9 protein-coding genes are annotated in these 13,068 nt (G+C 54.3%); 6 read left to right on the top strand and 3 right to left on the bottom strand.

The window, feature by feature from the left end; all coding sequences use genetic code 11:
- Together ACTG33_RS13100 and thiI are read right to left on the bottom strand one after the other, a co-directional pair.
- The coding region (locus tag ACTG33_RS13100; protein WP_439135674.1) for a diguanylate cyclase domain-containing protein at window positions 1-1,855 on the bottom strand (1,855 nt) is incomplete at its 3' end.
- Between the two features lie 201 nt (window positions 1,856-2,056).
- Window positions 2,057-3,517, bottom strand: coding sequence for a tRNA uracil 4-sulfurtransferase ThiI (thiI, locus tag ACTG33_RS13095; RefSeq protein WP_439135673.1), 1,461 nt, complete (start codon window positions 3,515-3,517; stop codon window positions 2,057-2,059).
- Between the two features lie 563 nt (window positions 3,518-4,080).
- Here thiI and glnA point away from each other — a divergent pair.
- The 4 genes from glnA to glnG all read left to right on the top strand — a co-directional run bounded on the left by glnA (window position 4,081) and on the right by glnG (window position 9,084).
- The gene (glnA, locus tag ACTG33_RS13090; RefSeq protein WP_439135672.1) at window positions 4,081-5,487 is read left to right on the top strand and encodes a glutamate--ammonia ligase; all 1,407 of its coding nucleotides are present in this window, start codon (window positions 4,081-4,083) and stop codon (window positions 5,485-5,487) included.
- Between the two features lie 187 nt (window positions 5,488-5,674).
- Window positions 5,675-6,199, top strand: a complete 525-nt coding sequence (locus ACTG33_RS13085; RefSeq protein ID WP_439135671.1) for a DUF4124 domain-containing protein — start codon at window positions 5,675-5,677, stop codon at window positions 6,197-6,199.
- Window positions 6,200-6,587: 388 nt separating this feature from the next.
- Window positions 6,588-7,661 (top strand): nitrogen regulation protein NR(II), encoded by a 1,074-nt coding sequence (glnL, locus tag ACTG33_RS13080; RefSeq protein WP_439135670.1) that lies wholly within the window; start codon window positions 6,588-6,590, stop codon window positions 7,659-7,661.
- Window positions 7,651-9,084: a nitrogen regulation protein NR(I) gene (gene glnG, locus ACTG33_RS13075; protein WP_439135669.1), complete on the top strand. Its 1,434-nt coding sequence runs from the start codon at window positions 7,651-7,653 to the stop codon at window positions 9,082-9,084. Before glnL ends, glnG begins: the two co-directional genes overlap by 11 nt.
- Here glnG and ACTG33_RS13070 read toward each other — a convergent pair.
- Window positions 9,081-10,328: a tetratricopeptide repeat protein gene (locus ACTG33_RS13070; RefSeq protein WP_439135668.1), complete on the bottom strand. Its 1,248-nt coding sequence runs from the start codon at window positions 10,326-10,328 to the stop codon at window positions 9,081-9,083. The two genes, glnG and ACTG33_RS13070, sit on opposite strands and share 4 nt — an antisense overlap.
- A 190-nt stretch (window positions 10,329-10,518) precedes the next feature.
- On the opposite strand from ACTG33_RS13070, the gene ACTG33_RS13065 reads away from it, so the two are divergent.
- Together ACTG33_RS13065 and ACTG33_RS13060 are read left to right on the top strand one after the other, a co-directional pair.
- Window positions 10,519-12,144 carry a peptide MFS transporter gene (locus ACTG33_RS13065; protein WP_439135667.1) on the top strand — a complete coding sequence of 542 codons (1,626 nt, stop codon included), beginning with the start codon at window positions 10,519-10,521 and terminating at the stop codon, window positions 12,142-12,144.
- A 101-nt stretch (window positions 12,145-12,245) separates the two neighbouring features.
- Window positions 12,246-12,950 carry a hypothetical protein gene (locus ACTG33_RS13060; RefSeq protein WP_439135666.1) on the top strand — a complete coding sequence of 235 codons (705 nt, stop codon included), beginning with the start codon at window positions 12,246-12,248 and terminating at the stop codon, window positions 12,948-12,950.
- Window positions 12,951-13,068 lie beyond the last annotated feature (118 nt).

The raw sequence follows: 13,068 nt of genomic DNA, 5'->3' as shown, positions 1-13,068 counted from the left end.
TCAGATTCACCTTGGGCTGGTAATGCACCTCAAACTCGTTGCGCTGCAGGCCACCAGCAATGCTCTGCTCCATCTCCAGCCGCTCGTGCACCTGGGCGTTGATACTCTCTGTGAACAGATAGTATTTGTTTTTGCCCAGCCCCTTGGCCTCGTACATGGCCATATCCGCATGCCGTAGCAAGGTATCCGCATCCTCCCCGTCACAGGGGAACAGCGCCACGCCGACACTGGCGCCCACCGTGACCACGCTGCCGTCGATCAACAGTGGCTCGTTGATGTCCACAATCAAGCGTTCAGCCACCAGCGCCGCCTCGCGGGCGTCGTGAACATTGTTCAGAATGGCATTAAATTCATCGCCGCCGCGACGACTGATGACCTGCTCCGCACCGGCTTCCTGACTGGCATCGGCCAGCACATCACTGCTGCGCAAACGTCGCTGCAGGCGCTTGCCCACCTGCACCAACAACTCGTCACCTGCCGCATGCCCCAGGCGGTCATTGACCTTTTTGAAGTCATCGAGATCGATAAACAACACTGCCAACTGACGGTCATTGCGCTGCGCCTCCTCAATCATACTGCTGAGAGTGGCCCGCAGAGTGGTGCGATTGGGCAACTCCGTCAACGGATCGTAATACGCCAAGTGAGCAATCTGCTGGCCGGAATCCTCCAGCTGCCGCCCCATTACCCGGAAAGCATCCGCCAGCTCCCCCAGCTCGTCTTCGCTGGCAATCTCAATATCGGGACGATACTCCCCGCCGGAGATCTTCCGGGTTGCCTGAATCAACACCTCAATCGGCTTGAGAATCACCCCAAACACTCTCAGATAGAAAATAAACCCCGACAGGGCAATCACCACCGCCGCCGCCGGCAAAAGCACCGCCAACAGCGACAGGCTGTTGTTGGCAATGGCCCTCTGATCAATCAGCGACCCCAGCCAAAGATTGGGGGCCACCCGCTGCATGCTTAAACGGTAAGAAATACCGTTGTCATTCATATCAATAAAGTGGGGATTGCTAAAGTCACTCTCTGTCTGACCGCCTCCACTGAGCCCCACATCCATCATCTCGGGCTGGGACGAAACATCACCCAGACCGGATACCCCAGAGTCATGAAAGCCGACATCGGCCAGATTAAACGCGCCGGCGATGTCACCAGGCAAAGAAGAAAAAGGAATTTCCGGAGATTTCACCAAAAAGTGACCGTCATTATCACTGAAAAACAGGCGGGTAACGGAACTGTCGCTCTCCTCCACCATTTGCTTAAAGGAGTCGAGCCCACTGACGGTGGTGATATACCCGTGCACAACCCCCGGCTCCGTGCGAGAGCGCACCGGCGCCACCGAAACCAACATGTGGCCACCCGCGGCATCCGCATAAAAACTTCGGGTCAGTCCCGATGCCATAACATGGCGGCTATTGAGCACGGCCTCTACATCGAGATGGTCGGTCATGACTGGCGCATAGGTGGGCGAATGCAAAATATAGTCGCCATTCCGGTCAAACAGAATCACCTGACCGACACCCATATTGAGACGCTGAAAATTATCAAAACTCGACTGTATCGTACTCAGACCGGCACTGTTTTGAGGGTCGACTCCGCTCGCTTGAGGGTCAACTCCGCTCTCAACTCCAGAAATCAGGGCTGTATTTTCAGACAACTGCTTGAGGGCGGCCGAAATGCGCACCAAATCAGCCCGCGCACCAATAATCAGTTGGCTGGCGATATTGCGCTGGTAACTCAACGCCTCTCCGCGCAATTTGCTTTCAAAAAGCCAATAGGTGACGCCGCCCAGCACGCCCAACGAGAGCAGCAACAGGCCCAGCAGTGTCACCAACAGTTTGGCTCTTAATCCCATTTGGCTTTTAAACTCATAGTGCTGCTCTTAGTTCCATACGGCTGCTTTCTGTCATCCTTACTGTAATCCTTATATAGCGGTGCTGAATAGATGCCCCTCACGGCCTACATTGCACCTATATCCACCTACATTGCACCTATATTCCACCTATACTCCGCCTACATAGCGCTATCGCGTGTACGCCCGAGACATCCGCTGAGATCAATCGTTTTCCGGACGGAAAACCCCCAAATTCTTATGGCCTGCATCCATCAGATTAGCCGCATGCAGCTGACTCATCACACCTTTTTCGCAATAAAGGAGATAGGTACGGGCCTTATCCAGCGCGGAAAACTCGGTACTGAGCTTGTAGAAAGGGATCTTTAACACTTCGATACCGTCCAGTTGCAAGGGGCGCAATTCCTCTTCATCCGGATGGCGCACATCAATCACCGCCTGAGCCGGCTGCACCTGATGCTGAACGTCCACCTGCACGTCGTCGTCCAGATCATCCATCACCTTGTCGATGTGCACGGTACGGCGCTCGTTAATGGCCGATTCCAGCACAGCGTAATCAAACTTACCCTCTTCGTGAGCAACACGCTCCTCCTGGGCACGGGTGGTGGGCTTGCGGGAAATCACCCCACAGTACTCCGGCATGGCCGCCGCAAACTCCTCGGTACCTATACGACGCGCGACGTCGATGATTTCACCCTTATCCATGGCAATCAGGGGGCGTAGCACCAGCGTGTCGGTCACACTGTCAATCACCGACAGGTTCGTCAGCGTCTGACTGGACACCTGACCGATGGCCTCTCCAGTGACCAGCGCCTGAATCTCCATCTCTTCAGCCACCTTGGTCGCGGCACGCAGCATCATGCGTTTCAGGACGACGCCCATCTGAGAGTTATCCACCTTTTGCAGGATTTCGGACACCACATCCTCAAACGGCACAGTGACGAACATCACCTTGTGCGAGGCGCCGAACTTCCTCCATAGATAATAGGCGACTTCTTTCACCCCCACCTCATGAGCGCGACCGCCCAGATTAAAAAAGCAGTAGTGGGTCCGAATACCGCGCTTGATGGTGAGGTAACTGGATACCGTGGAATCGAACCCGCCGGAGATCAGCGACAGCACGGGTTCCTGACTGCCCAGAGGGAAACCGCCGAGCCCCTGAGTTTGCCGTTGAATCACGTGCAGCTGATCGCGCTTGATTTCCAGTCGCACCGTGACGTCCGGATGCTTGAGCTTTACGCCCTTGGCCTGGGTGTGCTGATTCAGACCGCCGCCCACATAGCGCTCCACCTCTATGGAGCTGAATTCGTGGTCGCCATTGCGCTTCACCCGCACAGAAAAGGTCTTATCTTCCAGAGCGTCAGCCCAGATGGCTTTGGTCTTCTGAAAAATATCTTCCAGATCCCCCAGCGGGTAGGTCTGAACCTGAGAGAAGTAGGCGATGCCAGGGGTGTGGGAAAGAATCTCCGCCACCTGTGCGATGTCGGCCTGTTCGTCCGAATCGGCCAACACGTCAATCTTGTCCCAATCACGGGTTACCTGAACCGTAAACGGCACCGCCCGGAATAACTCTTTCAGGTTTTCACGCAAGTGCTTGATAAATCGCTTGCGCACTGGCGGGCTTTTGATAGTGATTTCAGGGAAGAGCTTGACGATAAAATGCATGAACTTAGCCTACTATGCCTGTTATTGCGTGGAACTTACTCACGGTGAGCCGCCAACCGACCTCGCTAAAACCAATCGCTGACACCGATGGCAGAAGCAAGGATCGATACGAATAGCCGCTGGGGCGCGCGATTATAGATCAACCACGACTCACACACACCCGCCGCAAAACATTCGGCCCGTAATTCAGCCCCTGGGGTACAACGCCATGCTGGAAAAACCCAAAAAAAAGCGTCATGCACCATCTTGGACAAAGACTCTATTTTGTGCACCAAAATAGATCACTTCCGTTTTTACCAGCTTTGGTCAGATCGACGAAAAACCCCGAATATAGCGGCCGGAACCGATTATTTTAGTGCTGGCATACAATTTGCCCTGTTATCGATCACTCTCTCTTGCGTCCCGAGAGTAAAACGTGAAGAATGCGTGACTGACTTCCCGCACACTCACCTGAAACCGGGACACGAGGAAGGCTTTTTTTAATACTTTAGTCAATTCGGACATTAATTTCGTATTAGCTAGGGTTAAATTTGTCTTGGTTAGGCNATTTTGGAGGCATCCACATGTCAGAGAACACTCTGAATCTGATTAAAGAAAGCGAAGCGCGTTGGGTTGACCTGCGTTTCACTGACACCAAAGGTAAAGAACAGCACGTAACCATTCCTGCTCGCACTGTTGACGAGGATTTCTTCGAAAACGGTCAAATGTTCGATGGTTCTTCTATCTCCGGCTGGAAGGGCATTAACGAATCCGACATGATCCTGATGCCAGACGATTCAGCATCCATCCTGGATCCGTTCACTGACGAGCCTACCGTTATCGTTCGCTGTGACATCGTGGAGCCTTCCACCATGCAAGGTTACGAGCGCGATCCACGCTCTGTTGCCAAACGCGCTGAAGATTACCTGAAGTCTACCGGTCTGGGTGACACTGCTTTTTTTGGTCCAGAGCCAGAGTTCTTCATCTTTGACGACATCAAGTGGGGCGCAGACATGTCTGGCTCTTTCGTCAAAATCAACTCCGAAGAAGCTGCCTGGGCAACTGCTGCCGAGTACGCTGATGGCAACATGGGTCACCGTCCACGCGTTAAAGGCGGTTACTTCCCAGTACCACCTGTAGACAGCCTGCACGACATCCGTTCTGCCATGTGTAATGCCATGGAGCAAATGGGTCTGGACGTAGAAGTACACCACCACGAAGTGGCCAACGCTGGTCAGTGTGAGATTGGTGTTAAGTTCAACACTCTGGTTAAGAAAGCGGACGAAGTACAGATCCTGAAGTACTGCGTACACAACGTTGCTCACGCCTACGGCAAGACTGCGACCTTTATGCCTAAGCCAATCGTTGGCGACAACGGTTCCGGCATGCACGTTCACATGTCTTACTGGCTGGACGGTGTTAACCAGTTCGCTGGTGACGGCTATGCTGGCCTGTCTGAAACTGCCCTGTATTACATCGGTGGTGTGATCAAGCACGCTAAAGCGATCAACGCTTTCTCCAACCCAGGTACCAACTCCTACAAGCGTCTGATTCCTGGCTTCGAAGCACCTGTTATGCTGGCTTACTCTGCCCGTAACCGCTCTGCCTCTATCCGTATCCCTTACGTTTCTTCTCCTAAGGCTGTACGTGTTGAAGCTCGCTTCCCGGATCCAATTGCCAACCCATACCTGGCTTTCGCAGCCCTGCTGATGGCTGGCCTGGACGGCGTTAAGAACAAGATCCACCCTGGCGATGCTGCTGATAAAGATCTGTACGATCTGCCAGCGGAAGAAGCTGCCGAGATCCCACAAGTTGCCGGTTCGCTGCGCGAAGCATTGGCATGTCTGGAAGAAGATTACGAGTTCCTGACTCAGGGCAACGTATTCACTAAAGACATGATCGACGCTTACATCGAACTGAAGATGGAAGAAGTTCACAAGGTTGAGCACACCACTCACCCTGTAGAGTTTGATCTGTACTACTCTGTATAAGACCTGTACCGGTTAAATTGATCGAAAAGGGCCGCATTTGCGGCCCTTTTTTATGGGCGTCATATTTAGCAGAAGCACACCTCTAAGAGCTCACACCCCACACGTCCACCGCTCGCCTATATCGAAAAAACCCGCTAATCTAAGCGACATAACCTTTACTGGTATCACTTTCGACACGGACAGCGACATGAAAATCACCTGCGCAGTATTGTTGTTCCTCTCTCTGATCGGCATGACCGCAACCGCCGAAATCTACAAAACCGTGGATGAGCAAGGCAACACAGTCTATACAGACAACCCCAAAGACAAGGACAAGGCCGATCCCGTTGATCTGCCGGACATCAACACTCAACCTCCGGTTTCCGCCCAGCCCCGACCGCTACCCACCGTGAAAAAAGCCCCGGTGAACTATCAGGTTCGCATCAACAACCCACAGGAAGGCACCCAGGTCCCTATGGGGCAGTATGAAATCCCGGTCAGCCTCAGCATTAACCCTCAACTCAGGAACGGTGATCACATCCGCATTTTGCTGAACGGCCAGGCCTTCGGGCAGGAGTTTTACTCAACCAACCTTGTCCTGCGCGAAGTCTACCGCGGCGAACACAGCCTTCGGGCCGTGGTCATAAATTCCTCAGGTGAGGTAATGGGGCGTTCAAACGCGGTCACCATCTATGTGCAACGCAATTCAGTGCCACGTAAAAGCGCGCGCTAGAGTGAACGCAAGAGAAATCCAGGCTACAGACACGTCCCAAACTAGGCCATAAAATGCGCCCCTCAGTTGGCCTGCACCAAAATAAAACACAATTTCGTGGAGGCATCTGCCACTCACCCCCTCAATCCGCGTGATTTCACCGAAAAGGGGCGGGTGCGCCGTATTGGTTCGTTTCTTGCTAAGAATTACTGCAGGTTAAGACAAGATGGGTGCGGCAACCATGCCTAAGCAATCACCTCTCGGAAAACATTCCCGGATCAATAAGGTGCAAACCGCATAATGGACCGGGCCTCCGACTGAGTGGCGGCAAACCCAGCGAGGATCGGACAAGACACCGAGAACCTGCGCAAAAACACCGAGTGTCTAAGCCTCATTTAACGGATAACACATGCCATCAGAACAACCTTATAAGAGCATCCTCGAGCACCTCAACGTTGCCGTAGTCTTCGTCGATAGCAGTCTCCGACTGAAGTACCTCAATCCGGCCGCCGAGGTATTACTGGCTGTCAGCCAGGCGAAAGTTCTGGGCACGTCGTTTCTGCACTATTTCCGGGAAGACGGCAGCCCAGCAGACACCCTGCGAACTGCCATTGTTGAGGAAAACCAGTTCACCAAGCGCCGCGCACAATGGCAGCTACACAACGGCGAACAGTTGACCGTGGATTACACGGTCACCCCGCTGTCCAATCAGGATGGCGTGATCATCGAAATTGTGGCTCTCGACCGCCTGTTGCGAATCAGCCGGGAAGAAGCTCTGATCTCCTCTCAGGAGACCGTGCGCAATCTGGTGCGCAGCATGGCCCACGAGATCAAGAACCCACTGGGAGGCATCCGTGGCGCCGCTCAATTGCTGGAACGAGAACTGCCGGGTAACGACCTCGATGAATTCACCGGCATCATCATTGAAGAAGTAGATCGCCTTCGCAACCTGGTAGATCGCATGCTCGGCCCACGCCAGCTGCCCTCGTTTGCACAGACCAACGCCCACGAGGTGCTGGAGCGCATTGCCAGCGTCATTAAAGCCGAGTGTGGCAGTGGCATTCGCATTCGTCGCGACTACGACCCCAGCATCCCCGAATTTGAAGCCGACAAAGAAATGCTGATTCAGGCGCTGCTGAACATTGCCCGCAATGCCATGCAGGCGCTGCAGGAAGCGGATCTTAACGAGCAGAGCATCATCACCTTGCGCACCCGGATTCAGCGGCAATTTACCATCGGTCAGCAACACCACCCGCTGGTATGCCGGATCGATATCGAAGACAACGGCCCCGGCATTCCTCAGGACATGCTGACCAACATCTTCTACCCGATGATCACCGGCCGACCGGAAGGTACGGGGCTGGGACTCGCTATTTCGCAACACCTCATTCAACAACATCAGGGGCTGGTAGAGTGCGAAAGCCAGCCGGGACAAACCACCTTCTCCATCTATATACCACTGGAACAACATCATGCAGCCTAGCCGAACACCTTCTAATCATGTCTGGATCATTGACGATGACCGCTCCATCCGCTGGGTACTTGAGCGTGCTCTGCAGCAGGAAGGTATCGCCTGTACCGCGTTTGAAAGTGGCGACCGCGCACTGAATGCGATGAAGAACGGCCGCCCGGATGCCGTTATCACCGACGTTCGCATGCCCGGTACCGACGGACTTTCCCTGCTGAAAATCCTGTCTGAAGACGCCCCCGGCCTGCCGATTATTATCATGACGGCTCACTCGGACCTCGACAGCGCGGTCTCGGCGTATCAGGGCGGTGCTTTCGAATATCTGCCCAAGCCGTTTGATGTCGACGAAGCTGTTGCCGTGATCAAACGCGCCCTGATCCATGCTCAGGAACAACTGCAGGAACACACGCCGCCGGAACCGGAGATGGCCACCGAGATCATTGGTGAAGCTCCCGCCATGCAGGAAGTGTTTCGCGCCATCGGCCGCCTGTCACAATCCAACATCACGGTTCTGATCAACGGCGAATCCGGTACCGGTAAAGAACTGGTGGCTCGTGCCCTTCACCGCCACAGCCCGCGTCGCAACAACACCTTTATCGCATTGAATATGGCCGCAATTCCCCGCGATCTGATCGAATCAGAGCTGTTTGGCCATGAGAAAGGCGCCTTCACCGGTGCCGGCGGTCAACGTCAGGGTCGCTTTGAACAGGCCAATGGCGGCACCCTGTTTCTCGATGAGATTGGCGACATGCCCGCCGAGACCCAAACCCGATTGCTGCGGGTGCTGGCGGACGGTGAGTTCTATCGGGTCGGCGGCCACACGCCAGTTAAAGTGGATGTGCGCATCATTGCCGCAACCCACCAAAATCTGGAAAGCCTGGTCGAAGATAATCGCTTCCGGGAAGATTTGTTCCACCGTCTGAACGTGATCCGCATCCACATTCCCAAGCTCGGCGACCGCCGTGAGGACGTTGCCAAGCTGGCTCAACACTTCTTCCATAAAGCGGCCAAAGAACTGGAAGTGGAAACCAAGATCCTGCTGCCAGAGACCGAAAACTACCTCTGTAACCTGGACTGGCCCGGCAACGTGCGCCAACTGGAAAACACCTGTCGCTGGATTACGGTGATGGCCTCTGGCCGTGAAGTACACCTGGAAGATCTGCCGCCAGAGCTGATGGAAAGCAAGGGTGAAGAGAGCCCCTCCGGCGATTGGGAAAAAGCTCTGCGTCACTGGGCCGATCAGGCTTTGGCGCGCGGCCAGAATGACATTCTTTCAGAAGCCGTACCGACGTTTGAAAAAGCCCTGATTGAAACCGCACTCAAGCACACCGCCGGTCGCAAGCGCGACGCGGCCAATCTGCTGGGCTGGGGTCGTAACACCCTGACTCGCAAGCTGAAAGAGCTGGGCATGTCCGACGGCCCCGAGGGCGACGATTAATCCCGCTCGATGGTGGTAAGCTCACCCAGATTGTTTGGGGTGAGCTCCGCCAGTGTTTCCCGATACAGACGCCTCTGGGCATCATCCCCGGTCAGAGACATGGCCATCTGCAATTGCCGCCGCGCTTCACCATTCCTTCCCAGCGCCCTATTGATTTTCGCCGCCAAAAAATAGAACCGGGAATCCTGGCTGTAGGCTTCAATGGCCGCGGTAATATTGTCCAATGCATCGTCAAGCTGACGAGTCGCGAAGGCCTCACCGGCTTGTGAATAGCGGTAATAGGGGTTTCTGGCCCGATAACTGGCGGCCAGTTGCTCGTAATAGTCTGCCTTGTCCGGGCTGTCCATTTGCCGGTACAGCCGAGCCAGGTTGCTGACAATCATCAGATCCGCCCCATCCAGTTGCAGACCTTTCAGATAGGCCACTTCCGCCTCGTGATAGTAGCCGGCTCTGCGGTACACCGTGCCCAGATTACCCCACAAAAAAGACAGCTCAGGCTCCCGGGTCAGGGCCTCGCGCAACAGCAGGAAAGACACCGCCGGCTCACCGTTAATCAGAGACTCCATCGCCAGGTTATTGTAATACTGAGCCACCGCGTAGTCGTCGGACACCAGATCCTGCTGATAATCGACGCTGTAGTTGCTCATATTGATGTCGACGATCTTGCGTTGCCGTCCGGCTTTGACGACGACATTCATGTGACGGTAATTCACCTGTGTGCGGGCACTTTGCATATCCCAGGTGGGCGGCACCTGCACCTCGTTAAATCTGACGTTGAGCCCCACCTCTCGCCCCAGCGCCGCCGTCAACATCGAAAACGACAGGCAATTGCCCTCCTGATAATAAAAGGTCTCGGCGGCGGTGTAGGTTTTCATCGGGTTGTAGCTGACCCCCAACAGTCCTCCGTGCAGCAGCGCCTGGAGCAATTGCTGCAACTTGCTGTTGGACGATGATTCGGCAGCAACGTAGGCGTGGATAAAACGTCGCATCTCGCCGTTGACCGCCAGCGGGTCTTGGGCCAAAAGCGCCCGCGCACTATCCAGAGCGTCTGGGTTTGCATCCGCCAGTAGCATTTGGCTGTCGAGTAATCGCTGAACCTCGGTGTCAGAGAGTCGTCCGCCATTCATGAGAACTACATCGGCTGACTGCTGAACGCAGCTGACGACAGACAACAGAAACAGCGTACCGGCCACAACCGATAACCCGAACTTGCGTCGTTGAACATACATTACTCTGAACGTCATTCTCGCGGCCTGAACAGGTGTCAGACCACCCTCCTTCCACACGAGCCTTGTATTTATTTTAGCCTTTGTGACACTCTAAAGGCCTGTCACATTGTGGAATAGACACAAAGTCAGTTATATCTGTTTTTCATTACCCTAACTGACGGCGCTCTATCGACACCGGCAAGCACACATAGGACATGACTCGCTTATGACGACAAACAGCCAGGCTGAATCGCTACCCACAGACGAGCTCTTTGGTCATCCCAAAGGGCTTTATATCTGCTTCGCCACCGAGCTGTGGGAGCGTTTTTCGTTTTACGGCATGAAGTTCCTGTTGTTGCTCTACCTCACCAAATACCACCTGTTTACCGACGCCGCCGGTTACGACGTGCTCGGTGCCTACGCCGGTTTGGTCTATGCCCTGCCTGTCATTGGCGGCCTGCTGGCTGACCGCTATTTGGGGATGCGCAAAGCGGTGGTGTTTGGCGCGGTGCTGTTGTGTTGCGGTCACCTGCTGATGGCTTATGAAGGCCAGCAAGCGGTTTCCTACGCTGCCGGTACGGTGCTGAATTCATCGCTGACACTGAACGATGGCAGCGTAGTCGCCGCTGGCACCGAACTGAGTCAGACGCTCATCATTCAGGATGTTATCGCGCTCGATGTTTTCTTTTTTGCCCTGGCACTGATTGCCGTGGGTGTTGGGTTTCTGAAGCCCAACATCTCCACCATTGTCGGTCAGCTTTACGGCAGGGACGACCCCCGTCGCGACAGCGGCTTCACCATCTTCTACATGGGCATCAACATTGGCGCGTTTAGCGCGACGCTGCTCTGCGGCTGGCTCGGCGAAACCTTTGGCTGGGGTTACGGCTTTGGCGCTGCGGGCATTGGAATGTTGTTCGGCCTGCTGACATTCCTCAAAGGCCAGAAACACCTGATGGGACTGGCAGAACCCTCCAACCCGGACATTCTTAAACAGGGGGTTATCGGCCCTCTCAATCGTGAATGGATAATTTATCTCGGGGGTCTGCTATCGCTGGCGGTGATTTGGCTGCTGCTGCAACACGAACACGTTGTCCACATGAGCCAGAACGTCCTGCTCACCATCGCCCTGATCGCCCTGCCTGCGTTTGCATTACTGAAAGGCAGCCGGGAAGAGTTCCAGCGCACCCTGGTTCTGATGATACTGATCGCTTCGTCGGTGGTGTTCTGGGCGCTGTTTGAACAATCCGCTGGCAGCATGACCCTCTATGCAGACCGCGTCGTAGATCGCACCGTGATGGGCGCAGAAGTTCGCGCCTCCATGTTCGGTTCACTGAATCCGTTTTTTATCATTGTCTGCGCTCCTCTGCTGGCGGCACTGTGGATCTGGCTTGGCCGTCGCGGCTGGGAACCCTCTACACCGGTGAAATTTGGGCTGGGTATTATTCAGGCCGGGCTGGGGTTTGGTGCCATGGTCATCGGCGCCCAATTCCTTGGCGAAGACGGCAAGGTCGCCATCATCTGGCTGACCCTGGCCTACCTGCTGCACACCACCGGCGAACTCTGCCTCTCACCGGTTGGCCTATCGGCCGTCACCAAGCTCTCTATGCGCCGCGTCGTCGGCGCCAGTATGGGCACCTGGTTTCTCGCCACCTCGCTGTCAGAAACCGTCGCCACCCGCCTCGGCAAAATGGCCTCCATCGACATCTCCACCGGCGAGACTCAGGATGTGGCTCATGCGCTGGCGACCTATACCGAGCTGTATCAGTTCTTAATGTGGACAGGGGTTGGTGTCGGGGTGTTTATGATTTTAATCTCGCCCTGGCTGAAGAAGTGGATGCGGGGAGTGCATTAGACTGAAGAAAACCTGGACATGGCGTACTGACCCTTGGTCATCTAAGCTCAACAGATATTTTTGATGGCTACTATTTATTGCGAATGGCTTAAGGAAAAGTGATGTACCCACCCGCATACCCGCACGATGATATAAAAGCCTTGTATCCCGGCGTTTACCTGCTGCACGGCAGCATCAAAATGGGGCCGGGGATGCGGATGAATCGAAACATGATCATTCTGCAACACGGGCACGAGTTAATCTTGATCAACCCTGTGCGGATGAGCGACACAGGACTCAAACAACTGGACAAGCTCGGCAGCGTCAAACACATCATCAGGCTCGGAGATTTCCATGGTCTCGACGACGCATTTTATCTCGATCGCTATCCATGCGAATTTTGGGCTCAGGAAGGTCAGACCACCTACACATCACCCGCTCCCACTCAGCGGATTGCTAAAAACACTGAAAGCCCTTTTCCAAACTCAGAGTTCTTTATCTTTGAATCCGCTCAATTTCCGGAAGCCGCTCTGCTGATTAAAGAACATAAACTGCTGATCACCACCGACAGTGTTCAGTATCACGCGGACTGGAGTTATTTTAGCTGGCTCACAAAAACAGCTTTCAAGCTCCTTGGATTTAAAACAGGTATCAACATTGGTCCACCCTGGCTAAAGCGAGTAACACCTGAAAACGGCTCGATGAAATCGGATTTTGAAAAATTACTGCAACTGGACTTTGATGCCTTAATTGGTGCTCACGGACTACTTCTCGAAAACGGTTCGCAGCAGACTCTTGACGAGGAAATCCAGAGTGCTTTTCAATAGAAGTTTGCTGACAGAGAAAGAGCGTCTCGAGCACCTCAAACACTTCGACACAAAAGAAGGTTTAAAAATGAACAAGATAGTGCTATCGATTTTAATCGGATTGACGCTGACAGCATGT

The organism is Pseudomaricurvus sp. (assembly GCF_965662505.1).
In the GTDB taxonomy this organism is placed as follows: Bacteria; Pseudomonadota; Gammaproteobacteria; order Pseudomonadales; family Cellvibrionaceae; genus Pseudomaricurvus.
This window is presented reverse-complemented; position numbering and strand designations above follow the sequence as displayed.